Source organism: Segatella sp. (assembly GCF_977051555.1).
Genome location: NZ_CDRSSE010000015.1, coordinates 38068 through 61331 on the forward strand (window position 1 = coordinate 38068; position 23264 = coordinate 61331).

General features: G+C 45.4%; 17 protein-coding genes. 3 read left to right on the plus strand and 14 right to left on the minus strand.

The annotated features are described in order from the left end of the window. Nucleotides 1-39: 39 nt before the first annotated feature. From ACWJAO_RS05585 to ACWJAO_RS05625, 9 genes are all read right to left on the minus strand, one after another. On the minus strand, nucleotides 40-591 hold the full coding sequence (locus ACWJAO_RS05585) for an HU family DNA-binding protein (protein ID WP_449139543.1): 552 nt from the start codon (nucleotides 589-591) through the stop codon (nucleotides 40-42). A 56-nt stretch (nucleotides 592-647) separates the two neighbouring features. Beyond that, nucleotides 648-836, minus strand: coding sequence for a hypothetical protein (locus ACWJAO_RS05590; RefSeq protein WP_449139544.1), 189 nt, complete (start codon nucleotides 834-836; stop codon nucleotides 648-650). Between the two features lie 20 nt (nucleotides 837-856). After that, nucleotides 857-1072 (minus strand): hypothetical protein, encoded by a 216-nt coding sequence (locus tag ACWJAO_RS05595; RefSeq protein WP_449139545.1) that lies wholly within the window; start codon nucleotides 1070-1072, stop codon nucleotides 857-859. A gap of 185 nt (nucleotides 1073-1257) precedes the next feature. After that, nucleotides 1258-1479 (minus strand): DUF4248 domain-containing protein, encoded by a 222-nt coding sequence (locus ACWJAO_RS05600; RefSeq protein ID WP_287828490.1) that lies wholly within the window; start codon nucleotides 1477-1479, stop codon nucleotides 1258-1260. Between the two features lie 20 nt (nucleotides 1480-1499). Then, nucleotides 1500-2762 carry a CHC2 zinc finger domain-containing protein gene (locus ACWJAO_RS05605; RefSeq protein WP_449139546.1) on the minus strand — a complete coding sequence of 421 codons (1263 nt, stop codon included), beginning with the start codon at nucleotides 2760-2762 and terminating at the stop codon, nucleotides 1500-1502. A gap of 11 nt (nucleotides 2763-2773) precedes the next feature. After that, nucleotides 2774-4114: a hypothetical protein gene (locus tag ACWJAO_RS05610; protein ID WP_449139547.1), complete on the minus strand. Its 1341-nt coding sequence runs from the start codon at nucleotides 4112-4114 to the stop codon at nucleotides 2774-2776. 282 nt (nucleotides 4115-4396) lie between these two features. Further along, nucleotides 4397-4792: a hypothetical protein gene (locus ACWJAO_RS05615; protein WP_449139548.1), complete on the minus strand. Its 396-nt coding sequence runs from the start codon at nucleotides 4790-4792 to the stop codon at nucleotides 4397-4399. A 367-nt stretch (nucleotides 4793-5159) separates the two neighbouring features. Continuing rightward, nucleotides 5160-6629, minus strand: coding sequence for an HIRAN domain-containing protein (locus tag ACWJAO_RS05620; RefSeq protein WP_449139549.1), 1470 nt, complete (start codon nucleotides 6627-6629; stop codon nucleotides 5160-5162). Nucleotides 6630-7018: 389 nt separating this feature from the next. After that, complete coding sequence (locus tag ACWJAO_RS05625; protein WP_040552577.1) at nucleotides 7019-7231, minus strand: hypothetical protein; 213 nt, start codon at nucleotides 7229-7231, stop codon at nucleotides 7019-7021. A 210-nt stretch (nucleotides 7232-7441) separates the two neighbouring features. Here ACWJAO_RS05625 and ACWJAO_RS05630 point away from each other — a divergent pair, with 210 nt between their 5' ends. Beyond that, the gene (locus ACWJAO_RS05630; RefSeq protein ID WP_449139550.1) at nucleotides 7442-9358 is read left to right on the plus strand and encodes a site-specific DNA-methyltransferase; all 1917 of its coding nucleotides are present in this window, start codon (nucleotides 7442-7444) and stop codon (nucleotides 9356-9358) included. 6 nt (nucleotides 9359-9364) lie between these two features. After that, a complete protein-coding gene (locus tag ACWJAO_RS05635; RefSeq protein ID WP_449139551.1) occupies nucleotides 9365-12253 on the plus strand; it encodes a DEAD/DEAH box helicase family protein in 2889 nt (962 codons plus the stop codon). Nucleotides 12254-12310: 57 nt separating this feature from the next. On the opposite strand, the gene ACWJAO_RS05640 is transcribed toward ACWJAO_RS05635, so the two are convergent. The 5 genes from ACWJAO_RS05640 to ACWJAO_RS05660 form a co-directional block, all read right to left on the minus strand. Further along, nucleotides 12311-14077 (minus strand): AAA family ATPase, encoded by a 1767-nt coding sequence (locus ACWJAO_RS05640; RefSeq protein WP_449139552.1) that lies wholly within the window; start codon nucleotides 14075-14077, stop codon nucleotides 12311-12313. A gap of 358 nt (nucleotides 14078-14435) precedes the next feature. Next, entirely contained in the window at nucleotides 14436-15716 is a 1281-nt protein-coding gene (locus tag ACWJAO_RS05645) for a TolC family protein (RefSeq protein ID WP_449139553.1), read from the minus strand. Between the two features lie 20 nt (nucleotides 15717-15736). Further along, the gene (locus tag ACWJAO_RS05650) at nucleotides 15737-18895 is read right to left on the minus strand and encodes an efflux RND transporter permease subunit (RefSeq protein WP_449139554.1); all 3159 of its coding nucleotides are present in this window, start codon (nucleotides 18893-18895) and stop codon (nucleotides 15737-15739) included. Between the two features lie 56 nt (nucleotides 18896-18951). Continuing rightward, nucleotides 18952-20172, minus strand: a complete 1221-nt coding sequence (locus ACWJAO_RS05655; protein ID WP_449139555.1) for an efflux RND transporter periplasmic adaptor subunit — start codon at nucleotides 20170-20172, stop codon at nucleotides 18952-18954. 104 nt (nucleotides 20173-20276) lie between these two features. After that, entirely contained in the window at nucleotides 20277-20681 is a 405-nt protein-coding gene (locus ACWJAO_RS05660) for a hypothetical protein (protein WP_449139556.1), read from the minus strand. A gap of 193 nt (nucleotides 20682-20874) precedes the next feature. Between ACWJAO_RS05660 and ACWJAO_RS05665 the strand changes: the two genes are divergently transcribed. Beyond that, nucleotides 20875-22968 carry a cytochrome c biogenesis protein CcdA gene (locus ACWJAO_RS05665; RefSeq protein ID WP_449139557.1) on the plus strand — a complete coding sequence of 698 codons (2094 nt, stop codon included), beginning with the start codon at nucleotides 20875-20877 and terminating at the stop codon, nucleotides 22966-22968. Nucleotides 22969-23264: the final 296 nt, after the last annotated feature.

A 23264-nucleotide genomic window follows, 5' to 3' on the forward strand; every position in this document is an offset into this window, starting at 1 on the left:
AAAATCAGGGGTTCCTGTTCGGTTTTTCGGGGAGTTCGCTTACTCCAAACCGTCGCCTTCGTTACCGCCGGTGGTTCCGCCGCCTTCGGTATTTCCGCCCTGGTTGGTATCCGAACCGCCGCCACCACCTGGGTTATTGTCTGGGTCTTCCACATCGCCCTTGTCGTCGGAGGTAACGTTCTTCACCACCTTTCCGTTGCGGTCGTAGCAGGTAATCTGGATAGAGGTTTCCTGCAGTTCGCGCTTGATGTCAACGCTTGGGGTGAAGATAACGCGGCGGTTGGTAATCAGACTGGTAGCCACTTCGCCTACGGTAGGCACACTCTTGGCTCTTACGCCGAATCGCATGGTTCCCAATCCCGGAACGGCTACGGAATGGCCTTCGGTACACCACGCCTTGATCACCTCGCCTGCTGCATCCCAGCAAACCTGCATCACGCCCACGCTTACGCCGCTTCTGATAGCCGCCTCCTTGATAACCTTGCTCTCTGAGAGCTTGTTGTAAAGTTCGGTACCGAGGATGAATCTGTACTGACCCTTCATTTCGCCTACTTGGATAAGGGTCTCCTTTGCTTTCAAATTAATTGCCATAATCTCTTGAATTTTAAATTGCTATAAACTATTAACTATCAACTATTAACTCTAAATTACCAGATGGTAATGGTTGGCACATAGTAGGTAGAATCTACCTTGGTGGAGATGTTGTTCTCCTGATGTTGCCGCTGGTTCTTTCCGATTACGAGTCCTGCCGTGCAGGAGCTGGATAGGAAGGTGACGATGGCAGAGCAAATCGCCACGATGAGATACCGGATGAATGCCTTCATGTTCTGGTTCATAATCTTTTTTCTGCCCCCTGCTAAGTTTCGCTTAACGAAACGACTCGTTTCGAGGCTTGGAGTCTTGTTTTCATTACTCTTGTTTCTTTTAAAAAGCCTTGCCATGAGAGAATCGTGGTTGTTGTCTTGTTTTCCTGTGCTCCATCTTTCTCTTTCTTCAGGCCTTTTTTATTTTCCCAATTAGGGAGATATTTTTCTCCAACTGGGCAAGTGATTTTGCGCGCTTTCTGAATCACGATGCAAAGATACGAAATCCCGATTTATCAGGTGTGCGATAGCGTGCGATACCATGCGATAGCGGAACATTTTCTGAATAAAAACTCAACATTCAACATAAAAAAAGCCTCCGTTCCCAGCGATTCTATCGCTGGTCCGTCACACGCCAAGTCAACATTCAACACTCAACATTCAACATTAAAAACTATCCCGGTTCCCCGAGGTTATCGATAATAGCCTTCACCTGCTTAGGCGTAAACGATTTGCATCTCTTATCATATCCCATCTCTAGCAATTCATCCCATAGCGGCTGGCAACGCCGAATCCAACTCATAAGATGATTCACGGCCGTGCGAGGCATACTCTCAGGGAAGTACATCAACCCCAGTTCCTTCTTCGTATACGAACGGTTTATAAATTCTTCCATAATCTCAATTTTTAAATAAATCATTTCTCTGAATTTTCGCTCATCGGCTCCTTACGCCCAGAAGGACGGGAAACCTTCGAGAGATAGTATTCGCTAAAATCCTTGCAGCCCGGTGGCAACTGGTGGTGAACCAGCTGGGGGAGCATCTCCTTGAGTTGCATGAAGAGGCTTTCGCCCGGCACATCCTGATCAGGAAACATGTGGAATTCCACCTGATACAGTCTTCCGATATCCGCCAGCAGCTGCTTATCTTCCGGCTTGAGGAGCGTGGCAGAAGGGATGGCTATCGCCTTATGTCCGGCAGAAAGCATCGCCCAGCAGTCGCTACATCCCTCTGTAATAAACAACCTCTCGCCCGGTTTCAGTCTCCTAATAACCGGCAGGTTATAGATGTTGCATCTGGCGCCGTAAGGGAACCGGAAGCGGGGAGCATCCTGCTCCTTCCGATGCGAAGCAGAATCTGTGAAATCTGTGGGCGATTTGTCAGCAGTCACCCCAATCCCGTCCATCCGATGCGAAGCAGAATCTGTGAAATCTGTGGGAGATTTATCAGCAGTCATCCCAATCCTGTCCGTCCGATGCGAAGCTGAATCTGTGAAATCTGTGGGCGATTTGTCAGCAGCCATCCCAATCCCGTCCTTCCGATGCGAAGCAGAATCTGTGAAATCTGTGAAATCTGTGGGAGATTTATCAGCAGTCACCCCCTTTAAATCTGTGGGAGCCTTCCGGTAATCCAGGTTCCGGTTCTGGATTCCGATAAGCCGCCCATCGGTATCGAAGTAAGGAATCTGCAGCCAGTTAATGCCCTTCTTATCCGTCCATGAAGTCAGTCGGCACCAGTTCACCACTCTCCAGTCAATCTTCCTCTCCTCGAAGAGAAACCTACGAGCTGCCTCGTTGAGCCAGGGATGCTCAAAGAACCTAGCATACCTGCTGGCATCGAAGGAAGATTTCTCCGAATTATCACCCGAAGAAGAATCACCGGATGAAGAGCCAGATGAAGAATCCTCCTCCAGTTGCACCTGATGTTCCCCAGCGAGCCATCTGCAAGCCGCGGGGAAATCCTTCCCCAGGTATCTCATCACCAGGTCGATGGTGCCTAAGGAGTTTCTCATGCAGACATAGCATCTGCAGCTGTTCTTGGTCTTATTGAACGTGAGGCTGGCGTGGTGGTCGTCATGGAAGGGGCAGAGCGCCTTATGGTGCTCCACCTTCATCCCCATCTCTTTCGCAACCTTCTCTATCGGAAGTTCGCGCAGTTTCTGAATCTCATATTTCTCCATAAAAATTTACTTTATCTTTTTTCTTTCTCAGCCGGCATTCCTGTCAGATATTCAGGAGTCTTCGTGTAGAGCCCCGTTTCTGCCGAAAAGGTGATAAACTTGCGATATATCCATTTGTAGAGTTGGTTTTTCGTACCCTCCTTTGTCTTTCCTTGCGAAATGCGGAGTGCTTCCAGTTGTGCCTCGTTAAATGAATTTGGCAGATCATCGAGCAGATTCTTCGGTCCTCTTCTCTGAGCCTCGCTAACCGAATCAGCATCCTGGTTCAGCAAATCGGCAAAGATTTTCGCCTTACTCCAAAGGTCATGATACACCAGCCACTCCACCAGATCACCCATCGCCTTCGTCCAAGTCTGGTCGTTCAGCACCCAGAGCAAACAACCCGCCTTCCATGCCGACACGATGGAGCGCTTCGAAATATCCCAAAAAACATCATCATCCGTCAAGTCAGCAAGCGAAGCCATGTCAGCAGCCAGCTGGTCTGTGAGTTTATTCAGCGGTTTGATGACGAACCGACCTTTACAGATGCTGAGCTTTACTAGATACTCATCCAGTTTCTTATAGAATGCTTCATCATATTTTCCCTGTCTCGGGATTTTTCCATCACGCCCCATTCTAGGCTTATACGAGAACACCATTCGTCCGAATGTACCATTGAAAAGTTCGTTCTTATAGAATTTTCGGGCAGCATACGGGGTGGAAGAGATGGTGACGTTGGCACGTAGAATAGGATTTCCTGTCACACCATCGGCTGTAGCTCTTAATGCACCCGAACGCTGGCGGTCGTAGATATTGCGCAGCATCTGCGATATCTGCTTATGTCCGCCACACATCCGGTCAGCCATCTCTACCTCAGGCAGATTGAGGTATTGCGTTCTGTCACCCAACTTCTCGCATCCCATGGCGTTCAGAATGAAGGCGGCATTTGTTACGTCGGCAGGAGGAAACCAGAAACTCACGTCGGGTCTTATAGGCTTTTCCTTGTTTGCCGACTTGGATTTTATCTGTTTTTGCCACTCCACGAGTTTCTCTAATTCCTTTTCATCATGTTCGCGGAAATTTCGGCAGATAGCTTCCACTAAGTTTCCCAATTGTCCTTTATTGCAGCCTGAATCTGCCACTAGATTGCCCATCATGCCACATAATTCCTTCCAACTGAGGTCGGGATACTGAAATTCCGTACCGCTAACCTGCGCTCCGAGAATAGGGAAGAGCATCGGAACTAAGGGTTCATGCATGTCTTTTGACACCTGAGAGAGCAAAAGTTGCACACATTCCGTTCCTTTTCCCAGCTTTGGCATCTTCGGAGCGGTACTTTTTGTAATGTCGTACTTTAAATTTGTCTTCTTCATTTTTAATTAATGTTTTGATAATGAGCCTTTTAGGGGAAATGGGGACTTCCAGAATCTTCCAATTCCAGTTCTTCCAATTAATTTTTCGAGGATTCCAATTCCTTATATTATATATATAACTATCTATATATTAAGTAGTTATATAATCTATAAAAAGGGGATTTGTCTTGAAACACCCTTTTTGGAATATTGGAAGAACTGGAATATTGGAAGATTTTAGTTGAGCCTGTTTCCAGTCACTCCCACGAAGTCCCCATTTCCTCTAGAAAGCCTAAACTCCGTTTACCTGTTATCACCTTTTCCGCTGATGATGCGCAGCTCGTCGGCGGCACCCTGGCAAAAATCCTGGAAAGTGAAACTCTCCGTGAACTGCGGCCGGTTGAAGGTAGGGTAGAGCGTACCGTCTTTCTTCCGGTTCACGTTGATGAATGTTCCTTCATACACGTGTGGGTTTCTCTGCACCACCTTTTCCTTCTTCTTCTCGGAGTCGTTCTGTACGAAGGTGAAGTGGTCTTCTCCATCGTGGGTAATGGCTCCATCCAGATACTCGCCAACGGCCATGCGCCCTGGCTCCTTAGTCATCAACTTGAGGTCGATACCCAATTCTGTGTTTGGGTAGAATCCCTTTCCATCCTTACTTGAACTTTCGTTCATATTGCCATTTAATACTATAATCATTTTTTTCTGAGTATTAAATAAGCCTCTTTGGTACGATGACGTTCGAAGAGGTTTCCCCGTCATCTTTTCTAGTACCATCATTCCCCATTTTGTGATTTGCAACTCGCCTGATGGGTAGCCATCTTGTTATCTGATGACGGGTGCAAAGATAAGGCGAAAAATCCGTGCGAGTGCAAAAATATTCGGTTTAAATCCTTGAAATTCATGGTATTAGGAATCAGTAGGAATCAATCGGAATCAATCGGAATAAAATCAAGGAATCAATCGGAATGCAAAAACACAAAAAGCGGCAACCACCATCCTTTTGTCGGATAATCGTTGCCGCTTTCAATAGCGTATTTAGTCTTCAGAAAACAACAGATTATAGTTATTCCGTTGTCATAGCTTTAAATATATCCTCTCCGATATTTCTATCTATTTCCTTCCATTGTAAATGTTTTGGTGGGAGCGGTAGTACTGTCTTGCCTTTTTGTTTGCCTCCGTGCAATTTTTTGTTCATTCCATCAGCCATATTTTTTATGGCTTTTTCATCACTATACTTAAGTACTCCAATTCCAATCAGAGCACGGATAAAATCTATACATTTCACTCCAGGACGGATAGCTTTTACTTCCATGCCAATAGCCATGAGCATGGCTACCTGTACATTGGTTGTCAAGTCAATCACATAAGCTGCTTTTACAATTTGATTTCTGGAAATCTTCACAACCCCATTTGGCAAAGTAAAAGTAGGTTTCATTACTTTATTGATGGCATCTCTACAGTCATCTGGGATGCATACTTCATCAGGAACTGCATTTTGCTGTTTTGTATTGGATTCCAAATTCTCTATCAACTCGTTTTGATAGAGTTGCTCTTTGAGTCTTAAAACCACAAGTTCGGTACCCATGATATCATACATTTCTCTTCTTGAAAGGTGCAGATAACGCATTTGAGGTACGATATCTTTCTTTTTCAAGTTGTGGGAATGAAAAATTCCTCTTGGTACTTTGTCTAGCCAAGCTGTAAGCCTGTTGATTTCAGATTCTATTACATCCGTTTTAGCCAGCCCCAAAGGAACTTTTAAATAGTTGTCGTCGTATCTTTTAAAAAATCCATCCTTTTCATTGGAGAAAAACTCTTTCATTCTAACCAGATGGGTCTCGTAAATCTTGTTTCTATCCTCTTCTCTATGTATATTTGCCACAAGATTCTGGATTTTATGGCAGAGTTTTTCTAATTTCTTTTTAGTTGAACTTGATATTGCTGAGTGATTATTTGTGAAATCTTTCAACTTATTGAGAATTCGACTTGTATTTTTGCAATCAACATCGCAAAGTGTTAGGGGAATTTGGGCGCAGTAGTGCTCACTTAGCCTAATGAGTTCTTCTGCATCCTCATCCTTGAAATCTCTTGGTAGCAGTAAACTTGCTACTAACTCAATCTTATTTTCTTCCTCCATGAATGGCATAGAAATATCAAATGGGGATGGATCGATTTTTCTTTTGTATGGTTCGGGGGGCAACAGGCATTCCTTTGGAATGTCAACATCTGCTGTTAAAGTGATGTAGCCAACCTTGCCAATAACCTTGACCTTTACTATTGTTGTAGAAGACTGCTCTTGGGGAAATACACGTTGTATTTCTTTGGTGTAGTTTTCTGATACATAGCCAATTTTAGTATAGTTTTGGTTGTATACGGCAATTGCGTTTGGACTATAGATATTGTCTGGTTCTCTTTTCAAATAAACCGTTGATGGAATAGGTAGCTGTGCTACAAATTCTATGGCATTTTTGGTCTTCTCCTCGAAATTCTTTCCAGGCATTTGGTATCTGATTGCAGTAATCTCGAAATTCATTTTTATCTATATTATTAAGTTTTCTATATTATGTTTTAATATTCTCCATACAACTCGGTCTAATCCTCCTTATCCAGATAAAAAACTTCCAAGGAGAGGCAAATTCATCATTGGCTTCTCATCTTGTTATCATTAGTAGGAAGGAACTTAGCGTTTGCCTTTCCCTGATGCTGAAGAAATTTTTGTACTTGAAATACTTGATTCATAGCTGTTCTTTTTTATTTTGATGCAAATTTACGATAAAAAAACAGAAACGCAAAGCGAAATCTCGTGTTTCGTGATAAATTCACGTAATTTAATATTAAAAGTTGTGTTTTTCGTTATTTTTCCTGCTTTAAAAAGCCAATTCTATGGTAAAATTTAATTTATGAATAGCTAAAGAGCTTCTTTTAATCTTGCTTATCAGCAATAAAAATGAAAATAAATCCCATTTCTTTTTGTTTTTTGCCAGTTTCTTCGTACCTTTGCAGATGGATTCGGCAGGAGCCGCTTCCAGACATTTTAGTAAAAACAAAGCATTGACTATTATTGTGGTCTTCCAGAAAAAGCCTAGGAAACTTTCTTTCTGAATATACGACCGCACCAATAATGGTTGGCTTCATCTGTGGTAAGCATAGGTGAGCCTCTCGTCAAATATGTAGAGTCAATGTTCATGCCTGATATAGGGTGTGAGCATTCTTATATTTGACGGTGGTTCAGACATTTCCTAGGCTTGCCACGGAAGACCTTAAGAATCGTTCACACCCTTCTTTTGTGTCTCTTTGTGAATAGCCTGATGATAGTTGGATGCAGCTATTAATAACTATCAGAATATGGCAGACAATATTGATGAATTACATCGGAAAATAAAAGATTTGGAGGGTGAAGTGGCTTATCTTAATGCTCAGCTGAAGCAAGATAACCGTTTTGGACTTCATTGGATAGATGTGCCTGAAGCTTTTGAAGCTGGAGGAGAAAATGCTATTCCGATTCTTGAGGAAGTACCAGATCTTTCCATCACGACAGATGATGGAAAACCTACTCATATACTCATAGAAGGTGATAATTATCATGCTCTTACTTGCCTTAATTATACGCATCAAGGTAAGGTGGATGTAATTTATATTGATCCTCCTTATAATACGGGTAGTGATGGGTTTACGTATAAGGATAAGAGATTCCTAGATAAGTATCCTGATGGGGCAAAAGTTCCTTCAAACCATCCGCTAAGGCATAGCTCTTGGCTTTCGTTTATGGCTAAACGCTTAAAGTTGGCAAAAAGTCTTTTATCTGATAGGGGAGTTATTTTTATTTCTATAGATGATAATGAGTTTTCAAAGTTACGAGAATTATGTGATCAAATTTTCGACTCAACAAATTTTGCAGCTGTCTTTTTATGGAAAAGAACAGATACGCCACCTTCTTTGTCAAATAAAGTAAGACGAAAATTAGAGTATGTATTATGTTATACATCAAAGCCTCTTCCTAAGCGGCAGTTTGTTCAAGGTTATGTGGATGGAGATGATGCCCCTTTATTAAATGCTGGTAATCCTATTGGTACATTAGAGTTTCCAATAGGTTCTGTACATTTCAACATAGCCGATGGTGTGTATTCTGCATCTGATGACAAAAAAATAAAATTGTTGGATGAGGTGGTGGTAAAGAATGGTTTGAATGCCAAAAAGTTTAGAGCTTCAGGTCATTTTAAATGGGGGCAGAATAATTTGATGAACGAAATAGGGAATGGTACATACTGTTTGATTAAAAGTAAGTTGTTTTCTATACGTTATCAGAAGGCTAGTAAGTCATATAAAATACCCTCTAACATAATAGATTCTCAAGTAGGAGTTGGAACAAATGAGGATGCAAAAAAGGAATTGCGTAGTATAGGTTTGGTGGGAAGTTTTGATTATGCAAAGCCACTTTCATTAGTAAAATATTTAGTGAAAATGGGATTCTATGAAGATAAAAACATTTGCGTCATGGATTTCTTTGCTGGTACTGGTACTACGCTACAAGCTGTTATGCAATTGAATGAAGAAGATGGTGGAACTAGACGATGTATCTTGTGTCAATCTAACGATGATGAGGATAAAGTGTGTTCTTCTTTTACTTATCCGCGAGTTTCTGCTGCAATAAAAGGCTATGTAGCTCACAATAATTTGACGGAAGAGTTGTGTCGCATAAAACTTACAACAAAGAATATTTTGAAATCCGAAGACTTGTTGTCTCAGATTAGAGAAATACAATTTGATAACGAAAATAATTATGAGTCGTTTAAGACTTTAATAAAAGAAGATGCCCTAGTGTTGGAAGGAACTCATAAAATGAATGCTGAGGTCCTACCTCTCGGCAATTCTCTCAAGTACTATCGCACTTCTTTCGTAGGAACAAGTACGGCCAATCAGGCTACAGACCATGACAAGACAATCCTTGCCCAAAAGGCTGGATGCCTGCTGGCCTTGGCTGAGAATACGCTTTACGAAATAAAGAAAACTGATAGCTATCAGATATTCAAGGACAAAAATCATGATGTATGGACGGCAATCTATTTTAAAGAAGATTATCGCCCGAAATATTTCAACGAATTTGTTCATGAAGTAGAGCAGCTTCAGGGCGTGAAGAATGTATATATTTTCAGTTGGGGCGATGTAGGATCATTCGATTCCTATTTCGAATATCTTTCTGGGGTAAATCTGAAGAGCATTCCTCAGCCTATCCTCGATATTTACAAATCTTTAAATGCTTAAGAAAGTATGGAACAGATACCTTTTCAGATAGAAGCCGTTGATAAACTAGTGGCTAATATAAAGCGATTATGGGGGCATGGGGATCGCCAGATTCCTGTCGTTCTGAAAGCTCCTACAGGAAGCGGTAAGACTTATATGACTCAGAAGATGATTTGCGAGATGGCAGAACAGCCAGATTGGAATAGAGATGTGGCTTATGTATGGATCACATTCTCCGACGACCTCGCCATGCAGAGCAAGCATAAGTTTGAAGTCTACTTCCCTACGAGTAAGCATGGGCGATTGTTGACGATAGAAGATTTTAGCCTTAGGGCTTTGCAGAAAAACGATGTGCTTTTCATCAACTGGCAAAAACTGGTGAGCGAGAAAGCCGGAAACCGTATATACAGACGACCGGAAAATCCAGATGAGCGACATGAGAGTAGAGTATACTTCGAGGATTTTGTAGAGAATACCCATGCCAACGGCGTGGAAATAGTCTTTATCATCGACGAGTGTCATCTGAATGTAACCGAAGCTGCTAATCGTGACGTGATAAGTAAACTCGACCCGAAAATCTGCATTCATGTCTCTGCTACTCCGCCTCCTGAAGTGATGGCAAAAGCTGCAGATTATGACTCGAATGTAGTGATAAAGCATGAAGATGTGGTAGCACAAGGGCTGATCAAGGAGAGCATCGTTACCCAGACGAAAGAGGATTTGGATAAATATAAAGGCGAAGACGAAGATCATGTCCTGCTGAAACTTGCTATCGAAAAGCGCAGGGAACTTAAGGCAGAGATTGAGGCTTTCGGTAAAAATGTCAATCCGCTGGTCATTATCCAGTTGCCAAATGATGATGAAACCTTGATAGAACAGGGGCAGCCTACCAAGGAAGAGATTACAAAAGAATATCTTATCTCGCAGGGGGTAAAGGCAAACAGAATTGCATCCTGGTTTACTGGTAAGGCTAAGCCTGAGGGGCTGGAACGGAATGATAGCGAATACGAATACCTTCTGTTTAAAACCGCAGCCGGTACAGGTTGGGATTGTCCCCGTGCTCAGGTTCTGGTCATGTTTCGTGATATTAAATCTGAAATTTTCAGTACTCAGACCATCGGAAGAATTCTCCGTGTTCCAATCATGCACGAAGAAGTGTCTAAGGTTTTCCGTAATGGTTATCTTTATACCAACTTTTCGCGCAAAGCTGTAACAGAGGCTGATTATGGCGGAATGGGCAACAAGCCAAAAACGCTTATCTCTTACAACAAAAAGGGGGAAGATTATATCATCGACCCTAATCTGATGACAGATATGCTGTCGCGTGTAGATTATGGAGATTTGGGTAAATCGGGGGAATTCCAACAATGTCTGTTTGATACATTCAATCGCTATTTCGGCATTACTGATGGGGATGTTTTTGAAGATGTTGTAAAAAGAAAACTAGAGGCTAAAGGACTCAACTTGAAGGGAAATTTGGCGCATGAGATAGTTTCAGATGCTCAATTCTATGATTACGAAAATATTGGAATCAACCTCAAGGAAGCTAAAGGAGTAGAGCGTGAGTGGAGTAGGAGTGATGTGCAGAAACTCTTTACTTTCACTTTGGTGGAAATCCTACGTTCGCAATCAGATAATGATTGCAAGGTGGGAAACATCGTGCGTTCTGTTCCAACTTTGAAAAGTGCCTTACGCTTGTGGTTCAAGTATTATGCTCTGAAGAATGAAGACGAAGATAAATGGTATCGTATCTTCTTACATGATGCATTAAACAGTTCTGCTTCAAGTATATTCAGACGTCTTATCACAGATACGCTTAAGGCATATCATCCTTTGCTTGAAGAACAACTACGTAAGCGCAGAGAGGAAAACCGAAAGCGGCAGAGTGTTCCTTTTGTATTGAAGAAGATGTATTCTTATACAGAAGAACATGATGAACTGACGGAGCAGAAATGCCTGTTGCATCCTTTCTTCTTGGGGCAAGACTATACTGGCAGAAAAACGGAAGAGAGCTTTTATAAGTATCTTGAGAGCCAGGATGGTATAGAATGGTGGTTTAAGAATGGAGATAGCGGTAAGGATTGGCTTGCCATTCGTTATTTCAGCGAAGAACGCAACGAAGAAGCACTTTTCTATCCCGATTGGGTTTTCAAAAAGAAGGATGGTACTATCGGCATTTTTGACACCAAAGGAGGTCAGACGGCTGCATCTAAAGACACGAAAAACAAGGCTGAGGCTTTGCAGAAGCGTCTTGCCATGTTGAACAGGTTGGCTGAAGGCAGAATAAAATACGTTGGCGGTATTGTAATAGCTGCTAATGGTACATGGTATTATAATGATAATGAGGAATATGCCTATCAGCCTGGTAGTACAGATGGATGGAAAATGATGCAGGATATGTTTGATGTGCTTATGGATGGGGGTAGCTTGAATGCAGCAATTCTTCATAGCATCTCTCCTTCCGACCGCTTCACCCGTTTTCTCCCTCTGTATTCCATTCAGGCTGCATGTGGTTACTTCGATGAATATGAGGAGCCGGAGGCGGAAGGATGGGTGGATGTATCCTCATTACCTTTCACTCCGAACAGAGAAATGTTCGTGGTTCACGCCAAGGGCAACTCGATGCTGCCGAAAATTAAGGATGTAGACTTGTGCGTGTTTGAGCGTTACCATGGAGGATCGAGAGAAGGAGAAATCGTACTCTCGCAGGTTAATGAATATTACGAGGAATATGGCGGAAAATATACCATCAAAAAGTTTCATAGTGAGAAAACTGCAAACGAGGACGGGGCGGAAGTTCATTCTAAGATAGAACTCCAACCGCTCAACAAGGATGGTTTCAAGACCATAGAAGTTCCAGAAGATAATGAAGCAAATCTTGCCGTTATCGGCATCTTGAAATATATTATCAGCTAAAGATAAAAGGGCAAAGGCATTACCTATCTATCAGGTATATGCTTTTGCCCTTTCTTTTTATTTCACCTCCTCGCACAACGCCATCTCTGCTCCCCGGTAAATCACAACGAGTTGATGAAGCTTCGTGGTTTTTACAGATTCGCGCACGATGTCGCTATCAGCATAGCGCCTTATCTGAGCAGAGGCTTCCTCGAAGAGATGATTCAGCTGCTCATCGCTGGTGCCCGGCTTGCAATATTTCAACTCCACGATGTAGGAATCTTCCATGTCCTTATAGATGTCACAGAGGGGTAGGAGGAAGATGTCGGCATAACCGCCATCGTTGTCAAGTTCTGAAATAGGACGGTAGAACTTGCATTGGCTCGTCATAGCCAGAGTGAAACCATGAACGTAGGCCTCGCCCTTCTGCTTGTCGCGCTGGGAAGAGAAACGCTTCAGGCAATCGGCTATGTAGGCGAAGTAGGGTTTGAATGCGCCTTCGTATGCAAGCTTGCTCTCCAGTTGGGTCTTGTCGTATTGCTCAAAGGTGAGGTCGTTCTCCTTGTAGGTATCCAGCAGATAGGTGTACATCTGGTCGCGTACCACCTCGTTGGGAACCACAAAGCGGGTGGTGCCCTGGTAGGTGCCGCCTATCGTTACCATGCCGAAATAGAAGAGCAGACTAAGAAAATTGTCAGGATCGTTGATGCACTCGGCAGGGAAATTCTCCATCAGGGTTCCCGTGGTGAATCCCTTGGTCACGATGTCCTGTATGATGCTGGCATCGTGGGCAAACTCCTTGTCGTGGCGGATGAGCATGCGAATCTTGTCGTAGTCGATGCGGATGTTGGTTTCCAACATGCTATCAGGAATATCGTAATCGTTGCGGATGTAATTGTCCACAAAATTGAGTACCATCACGGAGTTGTACATGGTTGTCTTGCCGTATTTTCTGATTGCGAAGCAATAGTTATCATACCATGGCTTCATCACTTCTATCAGCTCATCCACGCTATGGCGGAATGGCAGCACGCTGGCGTAATAAGCCAGCATCTCGCGTACTTCATCCTCGGTAAATCCCACCATCTCGTTGAACTCCGGAGACAGGGAATAGTTGGTGCCGATGTTGAAACCGCTGGTCAGATCATCCATGGTTACGGGACTTACTCCTGTAACGAAGATTCTGCCCAATGAATCGCCTGCGGCTCCCTTGATGGTATCGAAGAAATGGCGGAGATATCCCTCGCCGTGAGTCTGCTCGCGGTATCGGGTTTCATGCTCCTTGTGGGCAAGAATCTGATTGGTAAAATGGTCGTATTCGTCGATGAAGAGATAAATCTTCAAGCCAGCTTCAGCACATTTGTCGCATAGAAATCCCAATTGGGCAACGGCATCTTCCTTCTGGTTCATCTCTTCCTTTATGCCTGGTGGTAAAAGGTAGGCGTATCTGCTGCAGAAGGAATTGAACTTGTTGTTGCAATGGGCATCGAGTCCTTTTTTATAATTATCCAATGCTGCAGAAATCATGGCAAAATTCAGGTGTAGGATGAGATAGCTGTTGCGTTCGGGGGTAGGATTTGCTCCGATGTAAAGTTTCCCGAAGAGACTTTCGAACTGATCTTTCTTATTGATGTCGTAATAGTTTTCGAGCATAGAGATTGTAAGGCTCTTTCCGAAACGGCGAGGGCGTATGAAGAAGAAATATTTGTTTGATTCTTCTATATTCTCGATGAAAGGAGTCTTGTCAACAAAGTAGCAATCTTCCTTGATAACATCCTCGAAGTTCTGCATTCCGTAAGGGATGCGCTTGCGATAGATTCGCTTTTGTCTTTCTATTTTTGCCATAATCGAAACCAACTTTTTGTTTTTATGCCGCAAAGTTAAGATTATTATTTGGAATAAGCAAAGTTTTTTGAGCATTTTTCTTGGTGGTTTATCAAAAATGTGTTGTTTTGCGCAGGAAAACTGCAGGAACCTGAATGACATGTGTAACAAGGGCGTGTTTATACCTCCCTTTTTTTCTTTCCTCTTTTTAATTCTAACCGGTATTATGGTAAATAGGCATTATGAGAATAAGAAAGAGGTGAAATTTGGAGCCTGAAAAATGGAACCGGTTCACCCCTTTCTGATCATTTCTTCCTTTCTGCCTGCTCCGAGATAAATTCTCTTTTCAATCAAAAAGAAAAATCTCAGAACAGGAAGCTTACATCATGCCCGTAAGACGCTGGATGGCGATTACTGCCTGATTGTATTCATTAATCGCATCGGCATGCTTCATCAGAACATCGATGGTTTCTTCTATGGCATTCACATATTCTACATACGAAATTTCGCCATTTTCATATTCTATCGCACTCAACTTCGAAATTTGCGCAGAATGAGCCTGGTTGTTCTGCTCGTAATATTTCAGACGGTTGGATGCTGCCTGAAGACGCTTCGTACAGAGACGGAAATCGCGCTCTTTCTCTGTCTGCTCCTGGCGCATTTCGATTTCAGCCAATTCGCGGTCTTTCTTGGCTGCCTTTACCTTTGCCTTCGTGGAACCGTAAAATAAAGGAATGCCTACGCCAATCTCAAAACCGAAAAAATTGCCCTCGGCAAATCTCGAACGGTCTATGTTGTATGGATTCCAACTGGAAATGACACATTGGGTACGCAAAGATAAGGATAAACTCGGAGCAAAACCTGATTTGGCTGCCTTGATTTCCTTATCCAGAGCGATGAGCTTATCCTGCTGGTAAATGCCGTCGGCAGACTGCTGATAATTATAGGAATTGAGATTCTGGGCTGCGATGGCCGAGAGATTCTCTTCTGCCGGTTTTACGGGCTCCTGCGTGTTGAGCTGCGACATGAGGTCGATTTGCAGACGCTCTATTTCGCTCTTCACATCAGCCATTTCCAGGCGGTTTTCGTTACATTTGCGGTCGGCTGAGAGATATTCCAGCTGGCGGCTCTCTCCTGCCTTGTAACGCATTTCTGCTATCTTGCTGTAACGTTCTAATACTGAGTCGATTCGCTGCAATATCTGGAGTCTGTGAGTCTGATAAAGCATCTGATAATAGGTGTTGGCGATTTCAGCCTTCAGTTGCTGGTTGACCATGTTCAAGCGACTCTTTTCTGCCTGGGTTTCAGCCTTGAGCTGGTTGCGGCGCGAGGCGTAGACGGTAGGAAAATCGAGGCTCTGGGTGAAGGTAAAGCCGTTGTCTGATTCTCCTCCCGTGGCTGGGTTTTGCGAGAAAGTAACCTCGGTTTTATCCAGCTCCCAAGCCGTGCCTTGCATAATCTGCGCGCGCTCTACCGACTTCTTTCCTGCCTGCATCTGAAGGTTCTGTCGGGCAGCCAAATCGAAACATTCCTGCAGGGTAACTTTCCTGCCCGCAATATGAGCATCAAAATGCTGGGCTCCAGCTGGGGATGGCAGCAGGAGCAGGATGGCGGCAAAGCAAGCCACCACCCTATTTTCTATTATCTTTATTCTGTTCATTATTTTCTTAAGTTAAAATCTTACTTTTTCGTAAACATCTTGTAGATGGCTGGCAGAACCAGAAGCGTAAGGAGCGTGCTGGTAATGAGACCGCCTATCACAACCGTAGCAAGAGGACGCTGGACTTCTGCTCCGTCGCCATGGGATAATGCCATCGGGAGGAAACCCATAGAGGCTACCAGAGCCGTCATCAGAACCGGACGGAGACGAATCATGCAACTGTCAATAATTCTGTTCTGAATAACAGCCGACCTACTTGCGCCATTTTCCGCATGAACCTCAGCCGTCTGCTTCTGCATCTGGTTCATCTGACCTATCAGCACGATGCCGTTGAGAACTGCCACGCCAAAGAGGGCGATGAAACCTACGCCCGCCGAAATGCTGAAAGGCATTCCGCGCAACCAGAGCGCCCAGACGCCACCTATCGCAGCAAGCGGAATGGCGGAGAACACGAAGAGTGATTCGCGCAGATTCTTGACCGTAGCGTAGAGCAGCAGCAGAATGATGATGAGCGCTACCGGAACCACGATCATCAGGCGCTGGGTGGCACTCTGAAGATTCTCAAACTCGCCACCATAATTATAATAGTAGCCCTCAGGCAGTTTCAGCTTCTCGTCGAGGATGGTCTGAATGTCCTTCACGGTACTCTGCACGTCCCTACCCTTCACGTTGAAACCTACGTAGATGCGGCGGGCGCCATTCTCATGGGAAACCTGAGCCGGAGCCGGTTCGTAAACCACATCTGCCAACTGGGAAAGCGGAATGCTCTCGCCTCCAGCCAGCGGAATACGGAGCGACTGGAGCGATTCGAAGTTGCGCTCCTTAGGGTCAAGACGCAAAACGATGTCAAATCTTTTATCGCCTTCGTAAATAGCTCCAGCCGTAGCGCCCGCAAAGGTAGTTTCAAGAATGCGGTTGATTTCGTCAACGCTCACCCCATAAGCCGCCATACGTTCATGGTTGTATTTCACCTGAATCTGAGGCAGTCCCGAAACCTCTTCTATGAAGATTCCGCTCACGCCCGGCACATTCTTTATCATTCTTGAAACCTTATCAGCCTGCTGGGTAAGCACATCGAGATTGTCGCCAAAAATCTTAATCGCCACATCCTGCTTGATACCCGTAAGCAACTCGTTGTTACGCATCTGGATAGGCTGCGAAATCTCTGCCTCCAAGCCCGGAATCGTCTTCAGGGTTTCTTCCATCTTCTCCATCAGTTCGGCGGTAGTTTCTGCCGAAGTCCACTCGGCTTTCGGCTTGAGCGCCACCATGATGTCGGCTCTTTCTACCGGCATCGGATCGGTAGGAATCTCGGCACTTCCTATGCGGCTCACCACCTGCTTGATTTCAGGATATTCAGCCTTCAGAAGTTTCTCCGCCTTGGAGCAGCTCTCCACCATCTGCGAGAGCGAAGTGCCCTGCGACATGCTCATTTCTACCGCAAAATCGCCCTCTTCGAGACTCGGAATGAATTCTCCACCCAGGAAATGGAAGGCTACGGCGCTCATGCAGAAGAGCGAAACGGCGCCGGTAATCACATCCTTATGACGCGCCAAAACCCATTCCAGAACCGGTCGGTACCAGCTCTGAAGTTTCTCTATCATTCTGTCGCTAAAGGTTTTACGTACATGCCCCTTCTTGCTCAGGAAGAGCGCACTTGCCATCGGAACATAGGTGAGCGAGAGGATGAAGGCACCCAGGATGGCGAAGAAAACGGTAAGCGCCATCGGACGGAACATCTTGCCCTCGATGCCCACAAGCGTCATTAGCGGAATGTAAACTATCATGATGATGATTTCGCCAAATGCCGCACTCTTGCGGATGCGCGAAGCGGAATCATGAACCTCCTCATCCATCTCAGCCTGAGAAAAACGGATGGGAGTATCGGCAGAATTTCTTGCCTTCCGCTCAATACTCTTCACGCCCAGATGGGCCACAACCGCCTCTACGATAATGACGGCAGAATCGACTATCATACCGAAATCGATGGCTCCGAGCGACATCAGGTTGCCGTCGATTCCGAAGGTCTTCATCATGCCGAAAGCAAAGAGCATGCTGAGCGGAATGACGCTCGCCACAACCAGTCCAGCCCGCCAGTTGCCCAGGAAAATAACCAGCACGAAGATGACGATGAGTCCGCCCTCTATCAGGTTTCGGGCGATGGTTCCCTCCACGCGGTCAACCAGGTTGGTTCGGTCGATAAACGGCTCGATAACCACGCCCTCGGGCAGAGATTTCTGAATCTGCTCTATGCGCAACTTCACATTCCTGATAACCTCCTGAAAGTTTTCTCCCTTCAGCATGATGGCTATTCCGGCTACCACTTCGCCCTCGCCATTTCGGGTAACGGCTCCGAAACGGGTGGCGTGACCCAGCTGAACCTTCGCCACATCACCTATCTTAATAGGAGTGCCGTTCATGGTCTTGACGGCGATATTCGCCACATCTTCCAGACTCTTCACCACGCCTATGCCGCGGATGAAATACTGATTGGAGTTCTCCTCTATGTAACTTCCGCCCGTGTTGGCGTTATTCTTTTCGAGCGCATCAAACACGTCGCTCACGGTAAGATTGCTGGCGTTGAGCTGATCCGTATTGATGGCCACCTCGTATTGCTTCACGTAGCCTCCCCAGCCGCTCACTTCCGCTACGCCCGGGGTTCCCGAGAGCTGCTTTCTCACAATCCAGTCCTGGATGGTTCGCAGCTGGGTTAGCGAATATTTGTGCTCGTAACCCTTCTCGGCACGCACGGTATAATGGTAAATCTCGCCCAGTCCGGTAGCAATCGGCCCCATCTCGGTTTCCACATTATTGGGCAAATCTTTCTCCACCTGGGTCAGCATCTGGCTCACCTGCGAACGTGCCCAGTAGATATCTGCATCGTCATCAAAGACGAGGGTGATGACCGAGAGTCCGCTTCGCGAGATGCTTCTTCGCTCCTTGAGTTCGGGGATGTTGGCGAGTGCCATTTCCACCGGAGTAGTAACGTATTGCTCCACCTCCTGCGCTCCGAGCGAAGGCGCCTGAGTAATGACCTGAACCTGATTGTCAGTAATATCTGGTGTGGAATCGAAAGGAAGATGGATGAGCGATACGATGCCCCAGATGATAAGGGCTATCGTGAAAACTCCCACCACCAGCTTGTGGCGGATGGAGTAAGTAATCAGTTTCTGAAACATAATCTGTCTTTCTTTTAAGTGCTCTTTATTGATGAAAAAGCTTACCTTATATTATATTAATGCTCATCTGCATGCTCGCCCGTGAGCGAAGCCAGATAATACGCGTTTTCTGTCACAATCTTCTTTCCTTCCTGCTTCAGGTGCTTGCAGAGTTTTACCTCGGTATAAGCTCCGTCAGAAACGCCCGTAATGACCTCATGGCGGGAGAAACTGTACTCGCCCTTCTTTGGTTTGCCATTCAGAGCGAAGACAAACTGCTTGCCGTCGGTAGTGACGATGGCCTTGGAAGGAAGGGCGATGCACGACTGGCTGCCCGTAGCTATCTTGCCGCTTACATACATTCCGTCGAAGAGTCGGGCTGAGCCGTGAACCCCGTTGGTTTTAAGCGACTGCGCATCTATTTTTACATGAACAGCAACAGATTTCGAATTATCGTTAAAGTATTGGTTTAAGCCGTAAACATGACCTGCGAGTTTCACGCCCGGCTGATTGGTAAGCGAGAGATAAACCTTATCGCCCGGCTTTACCTTCTGCAAATCTTTCTCAAAAATGTTCAGATCGCACTCTACCGCCTGGTTGTTCTGAATCTTCATGAGCGGAGTCTGCATGTCGGCAAAACTGCCCAAGCTGGCTGTAATCTGCGAAACCGTACCCGCAATCGGCGCACGCAAAGGGAAGGCTGTGGTAAACTTGCCCCTGGCTACGGCGGCGGTAGAAATGCCCATCTGGGCGAGCTGCTTGCCGATGCCGATGAGGTTGGCGTGAGCCACATGATACTCCTTGGCTGCCTGCTGCGCATTCTTCTTAACGCCAGCTCCGGTCTTGTTCAGAAGTTTCTGTCGCTCCAGGTCGGCAAGTGCCAGTTCGCACTCCTTGCTGGCAGAATAATATTCACGTTGCAGACTGACCACATCGGTATTTTCGACCAGCGCCACCACCTGTCCGCGCTTCACATTCTGTCCTTCCTTCACGTAGATAGCCTTCACCACGCCACCCATGAGCGAAGCCACTTCGCCCTTGTTCTGGGCGCGCAAAACAAGCTGACCGTTGGCTGCAATCGTAGCATCCATCACGCGGTCAACCGCCTCGCCCATCTTCAGATCTACCGCATCTACCTGTTTCTGAGAGAGCGGAATATGATCGAAATCCACCTCTTCATGTTCATGCTCATGTCCGTGTTCGGCAGCATGAGCCTCTGCTCCGGCGTGGTTTGAGAAAAAGGTGAAACCACACCAGGCTAAGATTGCCGCAACGGCAACCACCAATATTCTTTTCATTTTTTCTTCTTTTTATTGATTCATAATTTCGGGTGCAAAAGTACGCACCTTTCCCTGCAACCCGGTTGCAAAAGCTGCATCCCGGTTGCTCTAACTACAGAAAATCAACAAAAAGAAGGAGGTCCTCGCCTGCTGATGGCTGTTTCATCAACACAAGGAAGGCTGGCTGCAAAGTGCTGCCAATGCACGCTAATAATCGACGAGGTAGGGATAAACAAATACTCGCAAGAAAGCATGGAAAGCAAATGGTTGCCATCGAAAAGCTGCTTCTGAATGCTCTTCACAATCTTGCCGTTGGTTACGAAATGGTGCATCTGATGAACGCGGCAACCATCGGTTTCATTCTCATGATGCTCAGTATGCTTATCGTTGAGATTACCATCCTGCTGGCAACGTTCTACAACCATACATATACGCCCCATGTGGTGATGATGCATCACCACCGTAGAGAGCAGCACACTCATCGTGGCCACCAGGAGGCTGAATAAGTATAGTTTCTTCTTTGCCATTTTATTCTGTTTCCAATTTTACGATTGCTTTTTCTGTGTGCAAAATTACATCAAAGGCGAGAAATAACCAAATATGATAAAGAAAATTAGCATTTTTTCTTAAAAATATTAAAACCATGTACCCTTAAAGCACTTTGGAAACGTAATATGATTAGTTTTTAGTAACTTTGCAACATAAAATTAAAAAATAGAAATGAAAAAAGTATTTTTAATCTTTCAATTACTCCTTGTAGTAATGTTGGCTCAGGCGCAGATGATGAACCCTGTGAAGTTCACCAGTTCGCTGAAAACAGACGGAAGTGCTGTAGCCGAAATCGTGTTTAGCGGAAAAATCCAACCGGGATGGCACGTCTATTCTACCGGTTTGGGTGGCGATGGTCCTATTTCTGCTTCGTTCAACGTAAACAAGCTTGAAGGAGCTGAACTCGTAGGCAAACTTCAGCCACGCGGCAGAGAAATTGCAAAGTTCGACCCTCTCTTCGAGATGAAACTCCGTTATTTTGAGGGTAGCGTTACCTTTGTGCAGAAGGTGAAGTTTACCCAACCAAATTATCATATTGATGCTTATCTGGAATATGGCGCCTGCAACGACCAGAACTGTCTGCCACCAAGCGAGGCTGGTTTTAAGCAGAGTGGCAAATCGCCTGCCGTTGATGCTCCTGCAGCTGGGGCAAAAGATGCTCTGAACGCAAAGGATGCAAAGGCGATTGATCCTGCTCTTGCAGCCAAAATGAAGGCAGATTCGCTGGCTAAGGTTGCAGCCCTGGCTCAGACAGATAGCGCTACCCAACCAGTAGATTCAACAGCTTTAGCATCTGCTATGGAAGATTTGAATGTCAAGGACTTATGGAAACCGGTTGTTAAAGAACTTCAGGCGTTTGGCGGAGCTAACGATATCGCCAACCATTCGCTCTTCTACATCTTCTTTATCGGTTTCGTGGGCGGTCTGCTTGCGCTCGTTATGCCTTGCATCTGGCCTATCATCCCGATGACCGTAAGTTTCTTCCTGAAGCGTGCAAAGAACGATAAGAAGAAAGGTATCCGCGATGCGATTACTTATGGTTTGAGCATCGTCGTCATCTATCTGGTTCTGGGTCTTGCCGTAACAGCCATCGCAGGTCCTAGCACCCTGAATGCGCTCAGCACAAGTGCCGTGTTCAACATCATCCTCTTCCTCTTGCTTGCCGTTTTCGCCTTCTCGTTCTTCGGTTGGTTCGAAATCAAATTGCCTGACAGTTGGGGAAATGCGGTAGACAACAAGGCTTCCAGCACCACGGGTCTGATTTCTATCTTCCTGATGGCTTTCACCCTGGTATTGGTCAGCTTCTCATGTACAGCTCCTATTATCGGTTTGCTGCTGGTTCAGACCGTTACTTCCGGCGACTGGCTCGCTCCTACCGTGGGAATGTTCGGTTTCGCGCTTGCTCTGGCGCTTCCATTTACCCTCTTCGCCCTCTTCCCATCATGGTTGAAGTCGGCTCCTAAGTCGGGTTCGTGGATGGAGACCATCAAGATTGTGCTCGGCTTTATCGAGCTTGCGTTCTCTCTGAAGTTCCTCTCTGTAGCCGATCTGGCTTACGGCTGGCACATTATGGACCGCGAGGTTTTCCTCTCTCTCTGGATTGTCATCTTCGGTCTGTTGGGTCTCTATCTCATCGGCAAGCTGAAGTTCCAGGTTGATGCAATCGGCGGCGACATCAACAAGCCGATGCCTGTAGCCTGCATCATGTTGGGTCTTTGTTCTTTGGCATTCTCGGTTTACATGATTCCGGGTCTCTGGGGAGCTCCTTGCAAGGCTGTGAGCGCATTTGCTCCACCTATTAATACACAGGACTTCAACCTCAACACCAAGACCGTAGAGCCTGCTTACAAAGATTATGAGTTGGGAATGGCTGCTGCCAAGGCTTCCGGCAAACCGGTATTGCTTGATTTCACGGGTTATGGATGTGTAAACTGCCGCAAGATGGAGGCTTCTGTCTGGACAGATCCTTCGGTTGCCGATAAGCTGACAAAGGATTATGTTCTCATCTCACTTTATGTAGATGACAAGACTCCTCTTCCTGAGCCTATGGAGGTAACGTTTAATGGCGAGAAGCGCACCCTGAGAACCGTTGGCGACAAGTGGAGTTATCTGCAGGCAAGCAAGTTTGGAGCTAATGCCCAGCCATTCTATGTGGCTATTGACAACGATGGCAATCCTCTTGCAGCAGCCTTCAGCTTCAAAGAAGATGTTAGTGCTTATCTCGACTTCCTGAACAAGGGTCTGGATAATTACAGAAACAAATAGTATGATTTATTAGTTCAAATAAGGCCAGTATTAGTTCTTTAAGTAGATTTATGAAGGATAATTTCATTAGGTTAGTTAATTCAAGGTAGATTTATTTAGGATTAATACTTTCCCCCGACAGGTAATGGTTTCCAAGCCATCCTGTTGGGGGATTTTTTTTTTGCGAAAGCACAATCGGGTAGGAGGTAAATGCTAATCACAAAAGGCATTTGCCTCCTATTTTCACACTTACCGACCTCCCACACCACCGTACGTGCGGTTCCGCATACGGCGGTTCCTATTTTGGATGCCATTCG